Consider the following 21442-nt stretch of genomic DNA (forward strand, 5'->3'; position numbering starts at 1 on the left):
CGAATGTCACCCAGAAGAAGATCGATCGAGTTTAGCGCGCCCTCCCGGACACCACGCCCCCCTTGGCCACTGTCAATGCGCCTCCACGTTCAGGCCCAGGAAGCGCTCGAGCACCGAGGCGTCGGCATCGAAATCCTCCGTGCGGCCTTCGTAGACGACAACACCTTCCTCGAGGATGTAGTGCCGCCGGGCGAGCGTGCGGCAGACCGCGAAGCTCTGTTCCACCAGCACGATCGGAATGCCCGATGCACCCACGCCGCGAATCAGTTCAGTGAGCTCGTCCACGATCACGGGCGCTAGGCCTTCCGTCGGTTCGTCGAGCAGCAGCAACCTAGGGCCCTGCACCAACGCCCGCGCGATGGCAAGCATCTGCTGTTCGCCGCCGGAGAGAGCGCCGCCGAGATTGCGACGACGCTCGCGCAGACGCGGAAACTCGTCGTAGACGCGCTCCAACGTCCATGCCGCGTGCTTTCTCTGTGCGATCTGCAGATTCTCCTGCACCGACAGCAAGGTGAAGATGCCGCGGTGTGCGGGCACCAGCGAGATGCCGCGGCGCGCGATGTCGTCGACCGCCATGCCGACAAGGTCGACGCCTTCGAACCGCACCGAGCCGGCATGCGCACGCAGCAGCCCGACAATCGTGCACATCGTCGTCGTCTTGCCCATGCCGTTGCGCCCGAGAACGCTCACGATCTCGCCCGCGTTCACGTGCATCGAAACTCCATGCAGCACATGGCTCTTGCCGTAGGACGCATTCACATCCTCCAGCACCAGGATGGCCTCGCTCATGACTGGCTCCCCAGATAGACCCGCCGCACCTGGGCGTTATCGCGGATGGCCGCCGGTGCACCTTCGGCAATCACGTTGCCCTGGAACATGACGGTGATGCGATCGCTGATTCCCATGACCACGCGCATGTTGTGCTCGACCAGCAGTACTGCGTAGCGGGCCTTGAGTCGCTGCAGCAATTCGGCGATGCGGGGCACGTCCGCAAGGCCGAGTCCGGCCAACGGCTCGTCCAGCAGCAGCAGCCGCGGTCGGGCGGCAAGGCACATGCCGATCTCCACCACGCGCTGCACGCCATGCGCAAGTGAAGCGACCGGTGTCGCCGCATGGCGCGTCAGTTCCAGCTCCCGCAAGACCTCCGCGGCAACGTCGAGCCTCTGCGTCTCACGCGTCCAGTTACTCCAGAACCTGTAGGACCGCGACGGGGCGACGCCCATCGCCGCCATCTGCAGGTTGTGCAGCACGCTGCTTTCGCCGAACAGGCTTGTCACTTGAAAGCTGCGCGCCATACCGAGCCGGGCTCGCCGATGCGCTCCAGAGCGCGTGATGTCGCGCCCCTCGAACACGAGACTGCCGCGGCTGGCCGGCAGGCGGCCGCTCACGATGTTGAAGAAAGAGGTCTTGCCCGCACCGTTCGGGCCGATCAGCGAGTGCAGGCCGGTCGTGCCCAGCTCAAGATCGATTTTTCCGACCGCGGTGAAGCGGCCGTAGTCGAGCCCCAGCCCACGGGCACTGAGGAAGGGGTTGCCTGCTGTGGTCACGCGCGATCTCCTGCCGGCGCGCTGCGGCGGTCCCGCCAATGTGCCCAGGCAGCGCCGAGCCCGCGGGGCGCGAACAGCACCACGGCAATCAGCACCAAGCCGACGATCATCTGCCAGCGCGGCCACCACTGCGACAGCTGCTCGGCCATCAAGGTCATGGCGAGCGCGCCGAAGGCTGCGCCAAGAAGCGACCGGCGCCCGCCGAGGATCGCCATGATGAGAATGGTCTCGGACGTCATGAGGTCGATGTTGAACAGCGGCGCCGAGCGCAGCTGAAGCGCATAGAGCGCTCCGGCCAGCGCGGTGATGCCCCCGGAAAGGCAGAAAGCCAGCAGCTTGAGCTTTTGGACGTCGTAGCCGGCGGTCTGCGCGCGCACCTCGTTTTCGCGCACCGCGTCGAGCGCGCGGCCGAAGGGCGAACGCACCACGAGGCGCAAGAACGCGATTGCAAGCACGAAAACCACGGCGATCAACGCGTACTGGCCAGCGCCTTCGCCGACGATGCCCTCAAGGCCCGTGGCGGGGCGCGGAATGTCGAGCAATCCGTTCTCGCCGCCGGTGAGCTGGGGGAACGACAGCGCGGCAAAGTAGGCGAGCTGCGCCATGGCGAGCGTGATCATCACGAAATAGATGCCACGCTGGCGAATGCTCAGCATGCCGATCGCCAGGGCAACGATCATGCCGGCCACGATGCACACGAGCAGCGCCGCCATGCCCGCGCCCGGTGCCGCCTTCAGCACCATGCCGACCGCATAGGAGCCCACGCCGAAGAAGCTGCCCTGCGCGAAGCTCAAGAGGCCAGCGTAGCCCAGCAACAGGTTGCAGGCGGCCGCCGCAATCGCGAACACCAGCACCACGCCGGCCGTGGCCGTCGAGCCCATCACCAGCGGCATGGCCAGCGCAAAGCCGGCCAGCGCCAGGCAGAACAGCCCGGAAGAATGTTTGATCTTTTCAAGCACGGCCGAACAACCCCTTGGGCATGACGAGGAGGATGCCCGCCATGACGATGAAAATGGCCAGACGCGCGCCCTCGGGCCAGATCGCGCTCATCATGCTTTGCGTGACGCCGATGATCAGCCCACCCACCAGTGGCCCGCTGAAGCTGCCGATGCCGCCGAGGACCACCACGACAAAAGCGATCACGATCGCCTCCGCGCCCATCGAGGGATCGGCGCCGCGCAGCGGTGCTGCGAGACCGCCCGCCAGCCCCGCCAGGCCGGTTCCCAGCGCAAAGGTCAGGGCATAGACCCTGCTGACCTTGATGCCGAGCAGGTTGAGCATCTCGGACGATTCGTTGCCCGCACGCACCCGCGCGCCGAACAGCGTACGTTCGAAGAGAAACCACAGCCCCAGCCCCACCACCGCGCAGACACCGAAGATGAAGATGCGGTAGACCGGCACCGGATAGGCGCCGAACATGAACACGCCGGCGAGCATGTCGGGCATGGGGACCTGCTGCGACTCGGGCCCGAAGATCATCACCACGCCTTCGGTCAGGATGAATGTCAGGCCGACCGTGATGAGGATCTGCGACTCGTGCGGCATGCGATAGGTGTGCCGCAGCAGCCAGCGCTCCGCCACCACCCCGATGAAGGCCACGGCCGCGAACGACGCCGCAAGGCCGAGCAGAAAGCTGCCGGTCTGCGCAGTGACGAACATCGCGGTGTACGCCCCGATGAGGAACAGCGCACCATGCGCGAAGTTCACGAAGCCGAGCAGCCCGAAGATGATGCTCAGGCCCACGGACAGCAGGAAGTAAACCATGCCGACCCCGAGCCCATTGAGCGCCTGAAACAGGTAGATGTTCATGGCTCGCTCACACCAGCTTGCAATCCGATTCGGCCTGGGGAACCAGCGCGCGCGACGAGGACAGGATGTCAGCGTAGTCGTCCGCGTCTTTCATCGCCGCCTTCTTCTTGCCGCGCACCAGCAGGTAGTTCTTGGACACCTGGTGATCGAAGGGGCGGATCTGCTCATCGCCGGTCAGACCCTGGTAGCTGTAGCCTTCCAGCGCCTTCACGATCGCGGCGGGCTCGTCGCTGCCGGCTCGCTTGGCGGCGTCGAACATCAGCGTGGCGACCTGGTAGTCGGCGGCCGAGTAGAAGCGCGGGTTCTCCTTGAACTCGCCCTTGTAGACGCGAACAAAATCCTTGTTAGCCGGGGTGTCCAGCGTATGCCAGTACTGCAATCCGAAGTACATGCCGTCGGTCACGTCGGCGCCAAGGGCCTGGAAGGTGTCGAGTCCCGAGAACCAGACGACCACCACCGCCATGCGCTGCTTGAGGCCGAAGGTCGCGGCCTGGCGCAGCAGGTCGAGCGTGTTGGCACCGAAGTTCAGTACCACCAGCACGTCGGCGCCAGACCCCATCGCGTTGCCGAGATAGCCCGAGAACTCCTTCTCCGCCAGCGAGTGGTAGCTGTTGCCCACATGTTCCAGCTTCGTTTCCTGCATCACCGCCTTCGCATTGCGCAGCAGCGCTTCGCCGAACACGTATTGGCCGGTGATGGTGTAGACCTTCTTCCACTTGGGGTTCTGCTGGATCAAGGGCCGCATCACCGTGTTGACTGCGCCGTAGGTCGGCAGGCCCCAGCGGAACGTGGAGCGGTTGCAGTCCTTGCCGGTGACTTCGTCGGCACCGACGTAGGTGATGTAGACGCCCTTGTTCTTGTCGATTTCCTTCATGATCGCCAGGGCCTCGTTCGACAGCGCGGCGCTGCCGAAGTGGCGCGCCTTGTCCTGGTCGATGGCCTGCTGCACCTTGCGCACCGCGATGGCGGGGTTGCCTTCGCTGTCGATCTTGCGGTAGTCGATGGGCCGGCCCAGCCCGTTGCCGAAGGCCGTGACAGCCGCGCGCACGCCAAGATCGCTGTATTTGCCGCTGGTGGCGAAGTTGCCTGAGAAGGCGTTGACGCTGTAGTAGTTGAAAGGCCTGGTCTGGGCGATGGCAAAGCGCGGCAGCATCAACGAGCCGGTCGCGGCGCTGCCAGCGACGGTGAGGAAGGAACGACGGTCCATGGTTTGTCTCCGGTGTATTTTTTGAAGGGAATGCGCGTGCGGTTGCGCGGCTCAGGCCGGTTGCGTAGCCGCCGCATGCTGGCCCGCGCGGCGGCCGAAGACCAGGCCTCGCAGCACCGAGGTCGAGCCTGTGTAGACCTGGTGATAGATGCCCATGGTTTCGCCTGCGGCATACAGCCCCGCGATGACCCGGCCGTCCTGGTCGAGCACCTGCGCGTCGCTGTTGACCTTGAGGCCACCGAAGGTGAAGCAGTTGGTGGAAATGATTGGATAGGCCTGAAACGGGCCCTTGTCGATCGGCCGTGCCCAGTGGCTCTTGCGCACCGCCAGGCCGGTGGTGGCGCGGTGGTCGACGTGCAGCGGATCGAAGTCGCCCTGGTCTTTCGGACAGGCCGCGTTGAACTCGTTGACGGTGCGCCCGAGGCTGTCCGCGGGCATGCCGATCTGGGCGGCCAGTGCCTCCAGCGTGGGAGCGCTGATGGAGGGCTGGTCGGAGCGGATGCTGGTTCGCCAGCGCGGGATGTCCTCGACCTTTGCGTCGAAAATCACGTAGCTGATGCCGTCGGGTTGATCGGCAATGCAGCGTGAGATGTTGTCGTAGTGCGCGTCGACCGTGCCAGGGGCCTCGTCGGTGAAACGGTGCCCATGCTTGTCGACCAGAATGCCGTAGGGATAGATGAAGACCACCGCTTCGGCCATCTTCGAGCGTGGGTCCACCGGCTCCGCGTGGTACGAACCGTACTCGCCGGCGGGCGCCGCGCCGGCATCCAGCGCCATGCGAATGCCTTCGCCCTTGTTGTAGTAGCCGCCGATGGCCACAGGGCGGATGTGCTTGCTGCGAACTCCTACGTAGCGGGTCATCATCTCGGGGTTGCCCTGGAAGCCGCCGCTGGCGAGCAGCACCGTCTTGGCGCGCAACACCTCGCGCGCGCCGTCGGGACGAATCGCGACGACGCCGTTCACTGCGCCCTCCTCCCCGCGCACCAGGTCGATCGCCGTGGTCCGATAGCGAATCTCGCCACCCAGCGCGAGTGCCTTCGCGCGCAGGGTTTCTATCAGCGCCAATCCTCCGCCCATTGCCGCGATGCGCGTGGTGTTCTGCGTCAACAGATAGATTGGCTGGGGGCCGAACTTCATTCCGAGCTCCTTCAGCCACGCCAGGGTCGATGGCACCGACTGTGCGAAGGCCGAGATCACTTCCGGATCGGGCAGCGAATGCGCTTTGGCGAAGGCCGGCTGAAGCGCCGCGTCGTCCGTCAATGCGTTGAGCACGTTGGGATCGATGTTCCAGCCCGCGTTGTGGGCGAAATGCTCTTCGAAGTCGTCGGAGATTTCCGAATCGTTCTTCATGCGCATGTAGGCTTCGGTCCAGCGCGAGTTGCCGCCGAAGTGCTCTTCCTCCGAGCGCTCGAGGTTGATGACCTTGAGGCCCGCTTCCAGGGCAGTGACCGCGGCCGAGAGGCCCGCGACGCCGCAGCCGACGATCAGCAGGTCGGTTTCCATCGTTGAATTCATGTTGTCTCCGGGGGTGGCGCGCAGGCGCCGGGTTGGGGTCAGCCGAGCACGAAGGCGTTGGTGCGCGACGGTTGCGTGGTGATCCAGACGCTCTTGCTTTGCAGGTATTCCTTGATCGCGTCGACGCCGCCCTCACGTCCGATGCCGCTGCGCTTGTAGCCTCCGAAGGGCGTGGTGAAACTGGTGGCGCGGTAGTTGTTGACCCACACCGTGCCGGCCTTCAACCGGTCCGACATGTGGAACGCCCGATGCAGGCTCTGCGTCCATACGCCGGCCGCGAGGCCGAACTCGGTGTCGTTGGCGATGCGCAGCGCGTCGGCCTCGTCGTCGAAAGGAATCACCGAGAGCACGGGCCCGAAGACTTCTTCCTGCGCAATGCGCATGTCGTTGGTGACGCCGGTGAAGATGGTGGGCGCCACGAACTGGCCTTGTCCGTAGCCTTCGCCGGCGAGCGCATGGCCGCCGAGCACGCACTTGGCGCCGCCGTCCTTGGCGATCTCGATGTAGTCCAGGATCTTCTGGAACTGCGCCTTGGTAGCGATGGGCCCGACCTGGGTTTTCATCTTTGCCGGGTCGCCCACGATGGCCTTGCTGGCGACGTCGATGAGCATCGCAACGAAGCGGTCGTGAATGCCGCGCTGCACCAGCAGCCGCGAGCCAGCCATGCAGGTCTGCCCGGCCGCCCCGAAGATGCCAGCCACCGCGCCCATCACGGCCTGGTCCAGGTCCGCGTCATCAAACACGATGTTGGCGGACTTGCCTCCGAGTTCAAGCGTGACTTTCTTGAAGTCCCTGGCGGCAATCTCATTGATCTTCTGGCCGGCGGCGTCGCCGCCAGTGAAGGCCACCTTGGCCACCAGGGGGTGGCTCACGAGCGGCTCTCCGACTTCAGCGCCGAAACCGGTAATGACGTTGAAGACACCTGGCGGGAAGCCCGCCAACTTCACCAAGGCGGCCAGTTCCAGCAACGAGCTCGACGTGTATTCCGAAGGCTTGATCACCATGGTGTTGCCTGCTGCAAGTGCCGGTGCGATCTTCCACACCGTCAGGGCGAGCGGAGAGTTCCACGGCGTGATCGCCGCGACCACGCCCAGCGGTTCGTGCTTGACGTAATTGAAGACGCCGGTCTTGTTGATCGGCACCACCGCGCCTTGGACCTTGTCGGCCAGGCCGGCGTAGTAGTGGAACCATTGCGCGACGTTCTGGACCTGCCCGCTGACCTCTGCGATGAGCTTGCCGTTGTCGCGCTGCTCGGTTTCCGCAAGAACGTTGATGTTCTGGCTCACCAGGTCGGCAAGCTTGCGCAGCAATGCGCCCCGCTGCGTTGCCGTCAGGTCGCGCCAAGCGGGTGCTTCAAGCGCGTCATGCGCAGCGCGTACCGCGAGTTCGACATCCGCCAGCCCTCCCCTCGGGACCTCGGCCCAGGCTTCTCCAGAGTAGGGCTCGGTCGATTCGAACCAGGCACCGGAGGCCGGGTTGATCCATTCGTTGTTGATGAACAGCTGGTATCGCTTCATGCCATGTCTCTCGTGCGTCGATGGCGCGGAGTCTATGACAGTTCTAAATTTACAGCAAGCATTCCGCCTAACAGAACAATAAAGCCGTGCGGAGTGCTGCCGTCCGCACCCTGAGCGGCGACATTGATCGCAACGTATCTGGACGAACCTGGCCAGCCGCGGGAGCGGTAAATTCACCGCGCTTGCCGCGCGGCGCGCCACATCCACAAGGCCGTTCGGACATTTCCGCCTCCAGTCGAACAGCTGCTTCAGGTGCTCAGCGACAGCCCGGATCCGCGCCGAGGGATGGAGGTCACAGTGCACACTCGCCCGAAGCGTTCGCCCCCTCACCGGCAAGCGCACCGGCACCCGCGTGCCCTCCTTCACCACGGCGAACTTGGGAAGCCGCACCAAGCCCACTTCGGATTGACCGATTGCAGGCCTTCCAAGACATCAGTGAGCGGTCGTGCTGTAAGCTCAAGTACAACGGCTGAAAGCCAGAATGCGTAGCCCAAGTGCAAATGCTGCGGTTGCCTGGGTCCATTGCGCAAGCTCGGACTGCGAATCGGAATGCGAACCCCAGGTCAAACTCTCTTGTTGAAGGCAAAGCTTGCACTCCCGCCTGCCCAGCCGATGAGCTTGTCGCGTCCGCGCTTGCTGGACTTGGTGTCCGGATCGCTGAAGCGGCCATTGACACTGCTCTGCGCTCCGGCGGGATTCGGCAAGACGACATTGCTCTCAGCCTGGGTCAACGAGGCCGTGGATCGACCTGCCGTGGCATGGCTGGGGTTGGACGAGGACGACAGCGACCCGGTGCGCTTCTTCGACTATCTGAGAGCTGCCTTGCAAGGTGCCGATGTCGGCGTTGGATCATCGGCGACGGCCCCGCTCTCCGGGGCGGGGTCACCCAGCCCGAAGGACCGGATGGCATCGTTGCTGGACGACCTTACCGAACTGGACCATCCAGTGGTGCTGGTGCTCGACGACTACCAGGCGATCGACAACCCGGAGCTCGATGCGGCGCTGACGTTTCTCGTCGAGCACCTTCCAGAGCATCTGCGCCTGATCGTCGCGACCCGCAAAGATCCGCAGTGGCCGCTTTCCCGATGGCGTACTCGGCAATGGGTTGCCGAGCTTGGAACCGACCAGCTGCGATTCACGCCGGACGAGGCCATGGCATTCCTCGTCCGGAGCATGGGGCTGGCACTCGACGCCGAATCGGCCCGGACGCTTGCAGCCCGCACCGAAGGCTGGGTGGCGGGGCTCCAGATAGCTGCGCTCTCTTTGCAGCGGCATGTGCAGTTGGAGGGAGCGACTAACCTGGCACAGGTTGCCACGGCATTCAGTGGTGAGCACAGGCACTTGATCGACTACCTGGCAGCCGAAGTCATGCGCCAGCAACCCCAGATGCTGCAGGACTTCTTGCGGAAGACCTGCATCCTCGATCGCTTCTCTGCCGATCTTTGCGATGCGGTCACCGAGCGCACCGACAGCCGGCAGATGCTGGTCCAGGTGGAGCGCGCCAACCTTTTCTTGCGGCGGCTGGATGACCAGGGCCGCTGGTTCCGGTATCACCAGCTACTGGCGGATTTTCTTCGCGAAGGCCTTGCCGAACCGGAGAGGATCGAGCTGCATCGTCGAGCCAGCGCGTGGTTCGAATCGGAGGGGATGGGAAAGGACGCAATCAAGCACGCACTCGCGGCCCGCAGCGATGCGGATGCAGTGCGGCTCTTTCGCAGCCTCGTGGAAGACATGCTCGCCCGTGGCGAACTTCCCACGCTGCTGGCATGGCTCGACATGCTGCCCGCGTCCCTTGTGCGTCGGCATCAGGACCTTGCGGGCTATCGGGCGTGGCTTCTGTTCATGAGTGGCCGCACCGTGGAAGCCGAAGAGTATTACGCCTTGACCGGCGCGCCAGACGTGGCGGAAAGCTCCCAGGAACACAAAGGCATCCTGTTTGCGCTCCAGGCCTTTCTCGCGATCACGTCGGACAATCCCGCCCGCGCAATCGAGCTGTCGCGGCAGGCGCTGGATCAGTTGGGAAGCAGCACCTCGTTCTTTCGGGTCTGGGCTCTTTTCTACCAGGGGTTGGGTCTGCTTCGCACCGGCCTGCCGAAGCCGGCCACCGAAATGCTGCGACAGGCGCTCGAGCTCGGATGGGCCTTCGGGCATCGCATGACCGCGCTCGACGCGCTGGCCCATCTCGCACCGCTGATGAGCGCGCAGGGCCAATTGCGCGAAGCGCAGCTGCTCTGCCGCGCGTCGCTGGAGCGCTGTTCACCTTCCGACGAAGCGCAGGCGCCCATCAGCGGCCTCATCCTGATACCGATGGGCATGCTGGCATATGAACGAAACGAACTGCATGAAGCGGTCGAGCTGCTCGAGGCGGGCGTGGCGCTGTGCAGGCAGTTGGGCAACCTGTACCACACGCTGGCCGGAGAGTGCGCCCTCGCCAAGGTCCACCATGCGCGCGGCGCGCGCGAGCAAGCGTGGAATGCATTGGCAACGGCCCAGGATCTGGCGGATCGCTCGCGTAACCCGCGACGCCAGCGCATGGTGCGCATGGCCGTCGCGGACCTGCAGCTGCGCGAGGGCAACGTCGCTGCGGCGAAACAAAGCTTCGAAGAGATTCGTGCCGCGGTCGAGTCATCTATCGAGGGACAACTCCTGCTTGCTCGCTTGCTGCTCGCGAGCAACCACGCGCTTGCCGCGCTTCGCATGCTTGCGGCGGTCGAGGCGTCATGCCGCAGCCAGGGGCAAGCCGGCCTGCTCGTCACGGTCCATGTGCTGCAGGCGCTGGGGCATCGTGCCAACGGCGGCCGAAGCGCAACGCTCGGCCATCTCGAGAAGGCCGTCTCGCTCGCCGCATCCGGGGGCTATGTGCGCCCCTTCCTCGATGGAGATGGTGCATTGGCCGGACTGCTGCGCCAGGTGAGCAGCGCGGCACCAGCGTTTGTCGGCGGCCTGCTCGAACAGTTCCGCCAGCCGGCGAACGAAGACGTCGTCGAGGCCAACACGGCAGGACTCACCGGGACCCAGCTCGAGGTGCTGCGCCTGGTCAGTCAAGGCCTTGCCAATCAGCAGATCGCGACACGGCTCGTGATCACGTTGGGTACGGCCAAGTGGCATGTCAGCCAGATCTTCGAGAAGCTCGGCGTGCGCAATCGCGCCCAGGCGATCGCCAAGGCGCGCCAGTCGAATCTCCTGTAGGTGTTTACCCGGGACGGGGCTTCCAACCTATCTTTCGGCAGGTGGCGGATAGGCGAGATTTCGCTGCCGGATCACTAAATTCTGCTCTCGCGACGACGGTGGATCGTTGCAAGAACAGGAGACATGGATGTCGGAGCCCAGGGCAAGCGAGACGCGCGGCGATGCCGCGTTGCTGCAGAGCGACCTGCTCGTGGTCGGTTCCGGTGCGTCAGGCCTGGCGGCGGCCGTGACGGCCGCATGGCATGGCCTCAAGGTGGTGGTGGTGGAAAAGGAAGCCGTCTTCGGCGGTGCCACGGCGTGGTCGGGTGGTTGGATGTGGGTTCCTGGCAATCCACTCGCCCAGCGTGCTGGTATCCATGAAGACCCGCAGCAGCCGCGAACCTATCTCCGGAATGAACTGGGCGCGCGATATGACGCTGCGCGGATCGATGCGTTCCTCGACAACTGCCCGCGCATGGTCGCCTTTTTCGAGGAACACACCGACCTGCAGTTCGTCGATGGGAACGCCATTCCCGATATCCACGGGAACGTGGCAGGCGCCGGCACACAAGGCCACCAAGTCATCGCCGCGCCATACGACGGCCGCGAACTCGGTCCATTCGTGCAGCGCCTGCGCAAGACAATGCGCGAAACCTCGTTCATGGGCATGCCGATCATGGCGGGCGCCGACCTCGCGGCCTTCCTGAGCATGACACGTTCGCTGAAGTCGCTGCTTCACGTGAGCAGGCGCTTTATCCGGCACCTGATGGACTTGGCGCTGTATGGACGTGCGATGCAATTGGTCAATGGCGTCGCACTCATCGGCCGGCTGGCGAAGTCCGCCGAAAAACTGGGCGTGACACTCATCGAGTTGGTGCCTGCAAAGCGCTTGATCGTGGAGAACCGCGCAGTGCGCGGTGCCATCGTGGCCTCGGCACGAGGCGATATCGAAATTCGCGCGGCCAAAGGCGTGGTCCTGGCGACAGGCGGATTCCCCCATGACGTGAGCCGCCGAAAGGCGCTGTTCCCTCGCACGCCGACCGGCGAAGAGCATCTCGCGCTGCCGCCAGTCGCGTGCGCCGGTGACGGCATCAGCCTCGGCGAATCGGCAGGCGGGTGCCTGGTGACGGATCTCGCTTCACCCGTGGCCTGGGCGCCGGTCTCACGGGTTCGACACGGCGATGGCAGCGTCGGGCACTTTCCGCACATCATTGATCGGGCCAAGCCCGGGCTGATCGGCGTGCTGTGCGATGGCAAGCGGTTCGTGAACGAAGCCGACGGCTACTACGACTACACCGCCGCCATGGTCGCGAAAGCGCCCGAAGGCAAGGAGGTGGTGTCGTGGCTGATATGCGATCACCGTTTCCAGAGGCGATATGGCCTCGGCCATGCGCGGCCATTTCCGATTCCCGTGGGTCCTTCCATCCGAAGCGGCTATCTTCAGCGAGCCGACACCCTCGAGGACCTTGCCAAGCGCTGCGGCATCGACGCCGCAGGCCTAGTCGAAACCGTCGGGCGCTACAACCACCACGCACGCCGCGGCGACGACCCGGAGTTCGGCCGCGGCTCCACGCCGTACAACCGCAAGCAGGGCGACCCGCACCACGCGGGGCCGAACCCGTGCGTGGCACCGATCGAGCAAGGGCCGTTCTATGCGGTGAAGGTGCTTCCCGGCAGCTTCGGAACCTTCGCCGGCCTCAAGACGAACGGCGCGGCCCAGGTTCTCGACCGAAGCGACAGGCCGATCGCTGGCCTGTACGCAGTCGGGACGGACATGGCCAGCGTGATGGGCGGCCACTACCCGTCCGGCGGTATCAATCTTGGCCCAGCCATGACCTTCGGATACATCGCGGGCCGACACGCAGCGGGCTTCGAATCTTCGCAACACAGCATCAGGAACAGCCAGTGAGCACGACCAATCATCCAATTCAGACCGCCATCGTCACCGGCGGCGCCCGCGGGCTCGGGCTCGGCATCGCCAAGCGATTGGCCTCGGAAGGACGCAGGATCATCCTGTGGGATCTGGATTTCGAGAACTTCGCCACATCCCAGGCCGGCTTCGAACCTTTGTTGATGCAGCAGGTCAATGTGGCCGACCTGCCGTCCGTGGCGAAGGCGTTCAACGAGGCCCTGTTGGCGGCCGGGCGCGTCGACATCCTGATCAACAACGCGGGCATCAACGGCCCCATCGCCCCCACGTGGGAGTACCCCGTCGACCAGTGGCAGCGCGTGCTCGATATCGACTTGACCGGGGTCTTCAACTGCTGTCGCACGGCGATACCGCACTTGATCGCGAACGGCTATGGCCGCATCGTCAACGTCGCGTCGGTCGCCGGCAAGGAAGGCAATCCGAACGGAAGCGCCTATGCCGCCGCCAAGGGCGGCGTGATTGCTTATACGAAATCGATCTCGAAGGAACTCGCGCTATCCGGTGTGCTGGTCAACTGCGTGGCGCCGACGATGGCCGAGACCGACCTGCTCAAGCAGATGACGCCCGAGTTCATTGCATCGATCAAGGCGAAGATTCCGATGCGGCGGCTCATGGAGATCGAGGAGCTCGCGGCGATGGTCGCGTGGATCGCGAGCGCGGATTGCAGCTTCACGACCGGCTTCACCTTCGACCTGACCGGCGGGCGAGCAACCTATTGATATACACAGGTTCCGCTCCGAACGAGCCAGGCTCGCGCAGTCCCCCCAACGCTCCTATCAGCCATGATCAAAGAAGCCCAATTTAGCGACATCTCTCTGGCCAATCTCACGGTCGGCCGCACCCCGCCAGTCGAACTGATTCACGCGGCAGCCGGTGCGGGCTTCGGCAAGGTCGGCTTGCTACTCATGACCGCGACCGCACAGCCGCTGCAGCATGAAGTCATCGGTCGGCCAGATGTGATCCGGGAGATCAAGGCCGCTTCCAAGGACACAGGTGTTGGCGTCTTCGACGTGGAGGCCTTCGTTCTGTCCCCGCAAACCGATATGGAGCGTTTCAGGCCTGCGCTGGAGCTCGGGGCCGAACTCGGCGCGACGCACATCTCTTCAATCGGCACGGAGTTCGCGGGCAACGCGACCTTCCTGTCGAGAGAACAGCGCACCGACCTGTTCGGACGCCTGTGCGACGAAGCCGCCCAGTTTGGACTCACCGTCGGCGTCGAATTCATGATGTACCGCGACATTCAGACCTGGCGCGACGCCCTTCAGATGATCGAGGCGGCGGGACGCGCGAATGCCGGCCTGATCCTGGACGTTCTGCACTTCTTCCGTGCCGGTGCGGCGCCGTTCGATCTGCTTCAGATACCGGCGGAAAGAATCGCCTACGCGCAGTTGTCCGATTGCGTGGCAGCGTCCCCGCCACCGGAGAAGCTGGCCGCGGAAGCGCGCGGCTCCCGGCTGCACCTTGGCGAAGGCGCGATACCGCTGCAACAAATGCTCGATCTGCTGCCGGCCGGCCTTCAGCTGGTCATCGAAACACCCGTTGCAACCGAAGCCGGTTTCTCAACGCTTGAGCGCGCCAAGTCGGCTGCCAAGCACACGACAGACTTCTTCCAGGCGCATGCCTGCGCACCGCGCGTGCCGGCCGCACCGCATCCATAGATCAATCCAAGCACTCAACGCACCGGAGACAATGATGGTCATTCGTACACAAAAAACAAGTTCAACGCGGTCGATTCTCAGAGGGATCACAGCCGCACTTTCCTGTGGCCTGCTTCTGGCAGCAAGCCATGCGCAAGCGCAGATCAGGGAGCACAAGGTCAAGCTTGCATTCGTCACGGCCCCCGACACGGGCGCCCTCAACGGCGTCGACAAGTTCGTCGAACTGGTAAAGCAAAAGAGCGGCGGCAAGATCGAGATCAAGGTGTTCCCCAACGGCACCTTGGGAGGTGACGTCCAGTTGATCTCCTCCTTGCAGGGCGGCACCATCGACATGAGCGTGATGGGTACCAATGCGCTCGTCGGCGTCGTTAAGGAATTCGGCCTGCTCGATTTCCCGTTCCTGCTCGACAACGACAAGGAAGCGTCGAGCCTCATCGATGGGCCCGTGGGCAAGCAGATGTTCGACAAGCTCGCTGCCAAGGGCGTGGTCGGCATGCCGATCTCGGCCTTCGGGTTCCGGCATCTCCACAACAGCAAACGGCCCATCAACAAGGCGGATGACGTCCAAGGGCTGAAGCTGCGTGTGATCCAAAGCCCTGTGTACGTCGACCTGATGGGCGCACTCGGCGCCAATCCGGTGGCCATGTCCTTCACGGAGGTTTACAACGCGATGGAGCAGAAGGCCATCGACGGAATGACCAATACCGCGCTGATCGCCTCGAGCATGAAAGCGTACGAAGTGCAGAAGTACATGTCGCTGACAGCGCACATGTACAACTACATCGTTCTGCTCGTCAGCGGAAAGAGCTGGGATCGGTTCAATGCCGACGAAAGGGCGCTGATCACCCAGGCCGCGACGGAAGCGAAGGAGTTCCAGCGAAAAAAGATTCCGGAGTACACCTCCCAAGCACTGGCGGTGCTCGCCAAGAACGGCATGGTCGTGAATGACGTGCCGCCGGCCGAACGGGCCAAGCTGCGCGAGAAGGCCAAACCGGTCGTCGACAAGTATGCCGGTGTGGTGGGCGAAGCGCTGGTCAAGGAAGCCCACACCGAACTGGCCAAGCTGCGCAAGTGATCGACGGGAGCCCCATCGTGAACAGACTCATCGACACTTTGTGCCGTCTCTTCGAAACACTGTTGGTCATCTTGCTTGCACTGATGGTGATCCTGGTGTTCGGCAATGTCGTGCTGCGATACGCGCTGAACTCGGGCATCGCAGTGAGCGAAGAAGTCTCGAGGTGGCTGTTCGTCTGGATGGTCTTCCTGGGTGCTGTCGTTGCCCTGAAGGAGCACGGGCATCTGGGAACCGACATGCTGGTGTCGCGCCTGCCGCTGGTGGGGAAGAAGGTGTTCGCGGTGGTTGCGCACGTGATGATGCTTTATGCCACCTGGCTGTTGTTCTCGGGCAGTTGGGACCAGGTCGTCATCAATCGCGAGGTACTGGCACCCGTGTCGGGCGCCTCGATGGCACTCTTCTACGGATCCGGTCTGGTCTTCGCGGGCTGCAGCGCGCTCCTGCTGCTCATGCAGCTCTGGCTGATCGTCTCGGGCACCGCCACTGAAGCTGACCTGAGCATGAGCCAGGAAAGCGAAGAGCTGGCCCAGCTTGAAGCGTTGCACCTCGATCCGAATCAGACCATCAAGAAGCAATGACCGCGCGGAGACCTACGACATGACCATTTTCATCTTCATCGGCTCGCTGCTCGGCGTGATGGCACTGGGCGTCCCGATCGCCTACGCCCTGCTGCTCTCTGGCGTGGCCCTGATGTGGCACCTGGGCATCTTCGACGCGCAGATCCTGGCCCAGAACGTCATCAATGGCGCCGATTCGTTCCCGCTGCTGGCCGTTCCCTTCTTCATGCTTGCGGGCGAGATCATGAATGTGGGGGGTCTTTCCCGACGCATCGTCAACCTGGCGCTCCAGCTCGTCGGTCATCGACGCGGCGGTCTTGGCTACGTGGCCATCGTCGCCGCGTGCATCATGGCGGCGCTGTCGGGCTCGGCCGTGGCAGACACCGCGGCGCTGGCTGCGCTGCTGCTCCCGATGATGGTACGGGCGGGTCATGACAAGGGCCGCGCAGGCGGGCTCATTGCATCCGCAGGCATCATCGCCCCGATCATTCCGCCATCCATTGGCTTTGTGATCTTCGGCGTTGCGGCCAACGTATCGATCTCCAAATTGTTCCTGGCCGGCATCGTGCCGGGACTGCTGATGGGACTGGGCATCGCCATCACGTGGTATCTGGTGGCCAGCAAGGAGGACATTGTTCCGCCGCCTAAGGCAACCTGGCCAGAGCGCATTCAAGCGCTGAAGGAGTCCACCTGGGCGCTGGTGCTGCCGATCATCGTCATCGTGGGTTTGAAGTTCGGTGTCTTCACGCCGACGGAGGCGGCTGTCGTTGCCGCCGTATATGCGCTGCTGGTGTCGACGTTGGTGTACCGTGAACTTTCGCTGAAGCAACTGTATGGGGTGTTCGCAAGTGCCGCGAAAACCACGGCGGTGATCATGTTCCTGACTGCGGCCGCCATGGTGTCGGCCTGGCTCATCACCGTCGCCGATATCCCGGCGCAGACGGTGGATCTGCTGAAGCCCTTCATGAGCAATCAGACCATGCTGCTGATCGCCATCATGGTGCTGGTCATGTTGGTCGGAACGGCGATGGACATGATCCCTACCGTCCTCATTCTCACGCCCGTGCTGATGCCCGTCATCAAGGCCGCTGGCATCGACCCGATCTACTTCGGTGTTCTCTTCATCATGAACAATGCCATTGGCCTGATCACGCCACCGGTGGGTACGGTACTGAATGTGGTGGCGGGAGTCGGCCGGATGAAGCTGGACGAAGTCACCAAAGGAGTGCTCCCCTTCATGCTCGCGGAATTCATCGTGATGTTCGTGCTGGTGTTCTTTCCATGGCTAGTGACAGGTCCTGCGAGATGGTTTAGCGGTTGAATCTGGCGGCGCGCGGGATTCAGTTCGACGCCGAGCTCCATGCTTTGGACAAGGTCATTGCCCAGATGCCGAGTCCATCCTCGGCTACCAGGCCGAAGAGAGTCGGGAAAATCATGCGGCAAGACTCGTCTCCAACGTGCACTGCTGTAGAAACGATGCCCCCGTGAGGCATGCCGCTCCGCTTGCGCAGACCGGTTTTCTTTTTGTCTCTCAAGAACAGAGTTTCAGCGGCTGCGTTGGCCGCCCTATGGCCTCCGTGAGCGCCAGCCAAAGAATCGGACTGCTGCGCGCGGATATCGATGTTCTTGACGGCGACGAGGTGCGCTATGGATCTGCGCCGTTTGACCTACTTCGTTGCTGCTGCGGAACGGCACCTGGGCCGGCCGCGGAGCGCTTGCACCTCTCTCAGCCACCGCTGTCTCCAGCCCTGGACGCGGCGTCGAGAGCGCCGGACGCAAGAGGATCGCGCAGGGCGAATCGCAACCCAGAAACGACGCTCGCTACCAACCAAAAGGGCCGGAAGACTCGAGTTCTGCCCGAGTGCTTCTTTTGGTTTGAAAGCAGAGTTCCGGATCCGACCGGCAAGGTATACCTGTCGATCGTCATCCACCGCTTGGGTGCCTTGTGATCAGCTGGCCCATTGCCTCGTCAATCAAACACGAGCTTCACTCGAGCTTCATCCCGGCGCTCTTGATCAGAGGACCCCACTTGTCGCGCTCGCTGCGGGCGAAGCGGTCCAGGCTGTCGGGCGCGCCGCCCGCAGCTTCGTGACCGAGTTCCAGGAGACGCTGCCGCGCCTCGGGCAGTGCCAGGATCTTTGCAATCTCTGCGTTGAGCTTCTGAACAATGGCGGCAGGCGTCCCACGAGGCGCATAGAGCCCGTTCCAAGCGACCACCTGGAATCCCTCCAGCCCCTGGGCCGTTGCGGGCTGGATACCCGGCAGAAGCGCCGACTCCTTGAGGGAGGTCACCGCCAATGCCTTCAGCTTGCCGCTGGCAACAAAGGGCCGCGCCGCGCTCGCCGTATCGATGGCCACCAGCACCTGTCCGCCCATGAGATCGGTCATCGAAGTACCGGAGCCTTTGTACGGCACGGCCCGCATGAGCGCGCCACTTTGCTTCTGGATGAGTTCCTGCACCAGGCGCGACGTCGTGCTCGGGAGTCCGACGTTGACGGCATCGGGCCGTGCCTTCGCGTCGGCCAGCAGATCCGCCATGTTCTTGTACGGCGCGTTCGGGTTCGCAAGGATCACCATGGGAAACGTGCTGACCAATGCCACGGGCTCGAAGTCCTTGACCGGATCGAAGGGCATCGAGGGATAGAGGAATTGATTCAGCACATGCGTGCCATTCGTCCCCATGAGCAGGGTGTAGCCATCGGGGGCGGCCCGCGCGGCTTCCGCGGCGCCGATGTTGCCTCCCGCGCCCGCACGGTTCTCCACCACCAGGGGCTGCCCGAGCGCGCGGCCGAGATGCTCGGCCAGATAGCGCGTCGCGACGTCCGTGCCCTGCCCTGCCTGGTAGGGAACGACGATGCGTATCGGCTTCGTGGGATAGGTCTGAGCCATGGCGGAATGGCTCGAGAACGCCAGCAGGGCCAGCAAGATTCCAGTGATGCGCTTCATGACATTGTCTCCAGATATTGTTGTGCGGGCTGTGCGCCCTGTCTCGCGGCACCGCTTACGGGCAGACGCCGGTTTCCTGCAAGCGGTTGATGTGTCCTTCATCGAATCCGGCTTCATCGAGGACCTCTCGCGCGTGTTGTCCGAAGCGCGGAGGAGGCCCGATCGGCCGGCCGGGTGTCTGCGACAAGCGAACCGGAACACCGATGCCCTGGTAGCCCTCGAGCTTCACCTGCATGCCGCGGTGCACCGCGTGCGGTTGCGAGAAGGCCTCGAGCACCGTGTGCACCGGCCCCACCGGCACGCCGCTTCGCATGAGCGTGCTGCACACCGACTCTCGCGGCCACGCTGAAAGTACAAGCTCGATGCGGCTTCGCAGTTCATCGCGGTGCTGCAGCCTCGCGGAGTTGCTTGCGAAGCGCGGATCGTCGATCAGCTCGTCCAGCTGCATGACGCTGCAGAACTTCGCGAACTGGCGGTCGTTGAGAATTCCGAGAAAGACCAGTCCGTCCTGGCACTGGAACTTGTCGTAGGGGGCAATGTTCGGATGCGCGCTGCCCAGCAAGCCCGGAACCTGGTCGGAATACATCCAGTTCGCCGCGTGCGGCACCAGCAAGCTCAATGCGGTGTCGAACAGCGTAGCTTCCACGCGTTGGCCGCAGCCCGTTCGATCGCGGTGGTGCAGCGCCAGCAGGATGCCCGTGAGGGCGCTGTAGCCCGTCAGGTGATCGACGATGGGAATGCCCATGCGCGTGGGGCCCGACGACGGGTCGCCGTTGACGCTCATGATGCCGCACATCGCCTGCAGCACCGCGTCGTAGCCCGGCAGGCCGCCCAACGGACCGTCTGCGCCGAAACCCGAGATCGAGCAATAGATCAGGCCCGGAAAGCGCGGCTTCAGTTCGTCCTCGAAGTCCAGCCCCCAGCGCTGCATCGTGCCGGGGATGAAGTTCTCCACCAGCACGTCAGCATCCTTCAGGAGATGCAGCAGCGTCTCGCGGCCTTCGGGATGGGCCAGGTTCATGGCCATGCCGCGCTTGCCGCGGTTCACCGCCGTGAAGTAGGCCGCGTCGCCCTCTTCGTCGAACGGCGGGCCGAGCGTGCGGGTCTCGTCGCCCGAGGGCGGTTCGATCTTGGTCACCTCGGCGCCGTGGTCCGAAAGGATCTGGGTGCACAAGGGTCCAGCCAGGACCCTCGACAGGTCGATGACGCGCAGCCCGGCTAGCGCGCCGTGCCCCCGGGCACTTCGCTTGGACGAATTTGGCATGGCCGATCTCGAGAGGCACCGCCGCGGAGAACTGGCGTGAGCCAGCCGCCGGGGCGATCCCGGTTGCTAATCATGGGCACCCCGTGCGGGGGTGCGATGGCTCAGCCGCGCGTGGGCAGCTCGACCACGCCGGAGCCGAGCACGGAAAGCTCGTCGTCCTGGTTGTGGGCTTCCTGGGAAATCTCCACCAGGTGGCGTCCGTTCTCGACGAACTTGCGCTTGACGTGCCCCTTGATGAACAGCATGTCGCCTTCAGGGTTGTGGCGGCGGATCTTGCAGTGCGCCTTGCGCAGGAAGCCTTCGTCGCCCGCCCAGTTGGTCAGGTGGTGCGTGAGCCATGAGGTGCGTTCAGGGCCGTAGTCGTAGGCACCGGGCGCGCCGACTTCGAGTGCGAAGTCCTCTTCCCAGTGCACGCGCTCCGGCACATCGGGAATGCCGAAGCGATTCGTGATGCCCACGCCCGGGTGCGCATCGATCAGCTTCCACGCGAGCTTGTTCGCCCGGATGTACAGCCCGCCCCATCCCTGGGCATACGCGATGAAGCCCGTGACGGTCATCGGTCCCTTGAACATGGTCGGCAGCGCCTCGCCCTCCTTCACGTCCTCCCAGTAGCGCGTCTTGCTGCCCCGCACCTCCTCCTTGGCGTAGAGCTTGTAGGCCTCCTGGATTTCTTCAGTCGTGTAGCGGCGCGGCGCTTTCGCACGCACCTCCTTGTACTTGCTTCCCTGCTCGCGGGCGTGGTCCCGCTCGGTGCGGAAGCACCAGCTGTCCGCCTCGGCGACCTTGTCGCCATGCTGATTGAAGAAGTCGACGTGGTAGATCTGCTGGACCGCGCGGCCGGCGAACTTGGTCTGGTGCTCGACCAGGTCCTTGAGATAGGCCTCGGTGCGGATCGTGTCGTTGCGATGGACGGGCTTGTGCCACTCCCAGTCCGCGCCCGACCACATGGCATGCACACCCGGCAGTCCGCCGACATAACCGGAGACGATGCGGCTCGTCGAGAAGAGGAAGCTCGGCAGCGCGATGATGCCGCCGTACTTCGACTTGGCCGCGTAGTCGGGATCGCACCAGAGCGGGTTGTCGTCGCCGATGCCGTGCGCGTAGTGCCGGATGTTGTCGCGCGTCGCTTCATAGCACCACGGCTCGGCGGTGGCGCCGATCTTCTGGCCGATGCGCTCGCGCAGTTCGTCCAGGCCGTTCTCGGTGATCTTGGGGAAGGTTCTTTCGGTGGTGGTGGTGGACATGCCGT

At 64.0% G+C, this 21442-nt stretch carries 17 protein-coding genes; 7 read left to right on the plus strand and 10 right to left on the minus strand.

The genetic code is table 11. The features are described from left to right. Positions 1 to 72: 72 nt before the first annotated feature. The 7 genes from VPA02S_RS15715 to VPA02S_RS15745 are packed head-to-tail and all read right to left on the minus strand — an operon-like array spanning position 73 to position 7595. Positions 73 to 789 carry an ABC transporter ATP-binding protein gene (locus VPA02S_RS15715; RefSeq protein ID WP_062364713.1) on the minus strand — a complete coding sequence of 239 codons (717 nt, stop codon included), beginning with the start codon at positions 787 to 789 and terminating at the stop codon, positions 73 to 75. Beyond that, the gene (locus VPA02S_RS15720; protein ID WP_062364715.1) at positions 786 to 1547 is read right to left on the minus strand and encodes an ABC transporter ATP-binding protein; all 762 of its coding nucleotides are present in this window, start codon (positions 1545 to 1547) and stop codon (positions 786 to 788) included. The genes VPA02S_RS15715 and VPA02S_RS15720 overlap by 4 nt, the downstream gene beginning before the upstream one ends. After that, positions 1544 to 2506, minus strand: coding sequence for a branched-chain amino acid ABC transporter permease (locus VPA02S_RS15725; protein ID WP_062364717.1), 963 nt, complete (start codon positions 2504 to 2506; stop codon positions 1544 to 1546). Before VPA02S_RS15725 ends, VPA02S_RS15720 begins: the two co-directional genes overlap by 4 nt. Next, positions 2499 to 3356 carry a branched-chain amino acid ABC transporter permease gene (locus VPA02S_RS15730; protein ID WP_062364719.1) on the minus strand — a complete coding sequence of 286 codons (858 nt, stop codon included), beginning with the start codon at positions 3354 to 3356 and terminating at the stop codon, positions 2499 to 2501. Before VPA02S_RS15730 ends, VPA02S_RS15725 begins: the two co-directional genes overlap by 8 nt. 7 nt (positions 3357 to 3363) lie before the next feature. Then, positions 3364 to 4563 carry an ABC transporter substrate-binding protein gene (locus tag VPA02S_RS15735; RefSeq protein WP_062364721.1) on the minus strand — a complete coding sequence of 400 codons (1200 nt, stop codon included), beginning with the start codon at positions 4561 to 4563 and terminating at the stop codon, positions 3364 to 3366. A 51-nt stretch (positions 4564 to 4614) separates the two neighbouring features. Then, complete coding sequence (locus VPA02S_RS15740) at positions 4615 to 6078, minus strand: FAD-dependent oxidoreductase (protein WP_062364723.1); 1464 nt, start codon at positions 6076 to 6078, stop codon at positions 4615 to 4617. A gap of 38 nt (positions 6079 to 6116) precedes the next feature. Continuing rightward, positions 6117 to 7595, minus strand: a complete 1479-nt coding sequence (locus VPA02S_RS15745; protein ID WP_062364725.1) for an aldehyde dehydrogenase — start codon at positions 7593 to 7595, stop codon at positions 6117 to 6119. Between the two features lie 573 nt (positions 7596 to 8168). Here VPA02S_RS15745 and VPA02S_RS15750 point away from each other — a divergent pair. The 7 genes from VPA02S_RS15750 to VPA02S_RS15780 all read left to right on the plus strand — a co-directional run bounded on the left by VPA02S_RS15750 (position 8169) and on the right by VPA02S_RS15780 (position 17304). Then, complete coding sequence (locus tag VPA02S_RS15750) at positions 8169 to 10784, plus strand: winged helix-turn-helix domain-containing protein (protein WP_162269816.1); 2616 nt, start codon at positions 8169 to 8171, stop codon at positions 10782 to 10784. Positions 10785 to 10911: 127 nt separating this feature from the next. Next, complete coding sequence (locus VPA02S_RS15755) at positions 10912 to 12672, plus strand: FAD-dependent oxidoreductase (RefSeq protein ID WP_062364729.1); 1761 nt, start codon at positions 10912 to 10914, stop codon at positions 12670 to 12672. Further along, on the plus strand, positions 12669 to 13412 hold the full coding sequence (locus VPA02S_RS15760) for an SDR family NAD(P)-dependent oxidoreductase (protein ID WP_062364731.1): 744 nt from the start codon (positions 12669 to 12671) through the stop codon (positions 13410 to 13412). Before VPA02S_RS15755 ends, VPA02S_RS15760 begins: the two co-directional genes overlap by 4 nt. 63 nt (positions 13413 to 13475) lie before the next feature. Further along, complete coding sequence (locus VPA02S_RS15765; protein ID WP_062364733.1) at positions 13476 to 14351, plus strand: sugar phosphate isomerase/epimerase family protein; 876 nt, start codon at positions 13476 to 13478, stop codon at positions 14349 to 14351. 34 nt (positions 14352 to 14385) lie between these two features. Then, positions 14386 to 15426 (plus strand): DctP family TRAP transporter solute-binding subunit, encoded by a 1041-nt coding sequence (locus VPA02S_RS15770; protein WP_244883530.1) that lies wholly within the window; start codon positions 14386 to 14388, stop codon positions 15424 to 15426. Positions 15427 to 15443: 17 nt separating this feature from the next. Continuing rightward, on the plus strand, positions 15444 to 16004 hold the full coding sequence (locus tag VPA02S_RS15775) for a TRAP transporter small permease (protein ID WP_062365370.1): 561 nt from the start codon (positions 15444 to 15446) through the stop codon (positions 16002 to 16004). A 19-nt stretch (positions 16005 to 16023) separates the two neighbouring features. Further along, a complete protein-coding gene (locus tag VPA02S_RS15780) occupies positions 16024 to 17304 on the plus strand; it encodes a TRAP transporter large permease subunit (protein WP_062364735.1) in 1281 nt (426 codons plus the stop codon). A gap of 665 nt (positions 17305 to 17969) precedes the next feature. Here VPA02S_RS15780 and VPA02S_RS15785 read toward each other — a convergent pair. From VPA02S_RS15785 to VPA02S_RS15795, 3 genes are all read right to left on the minus strand, one after another. Further along, a complete protein-coding gene (locus VPA02S_RS15785; RefSeq protein ID WP_062364737.1) occupies positions 17970 to 18929 on the minus strand; it encodes a Bug family tripartite tricarboxylate transporter substrate binding protein in 960 nt (319 codons plus the stop codon). 55 nt (positions 18930 to 18984) lie between these two features. Further along, positions 18985 to 20193, minus strand: a complete 1209-nt coding sequence (locus VPA02S_RS15790) for a CaiB/BaiF CoA transferase family protein (RefSeq protein ID WP_062364739.1) — start codon at positions 20191 to 20193, stop codon at positions 18985 to 18987. Positions 20194 to 20294: 101 nt separating this feature from the next. Next, entirely contained in the window at positions 20295 to 21437 is a 1143-nt protein-coding gene (locus VPA02S_RS15795) for an FAS1-like dehydratase domain-containing protein (protein ID WP_062364741.1), read from the minus strand. Positions 21438 to 21442 lie beyond the last annotated feature (5 nt).

It is taken from the genome of Variovorax paradoxus NBRC 15149 (assembly GCF_001591365.1).
GTDB classification, from domain to species: Bacteria; Pseudomonadota; Gammaproteobacteria; order Burkholderiales; family Burkholderiaceae_C; genus Variovorax; species Variovorax paradoxus.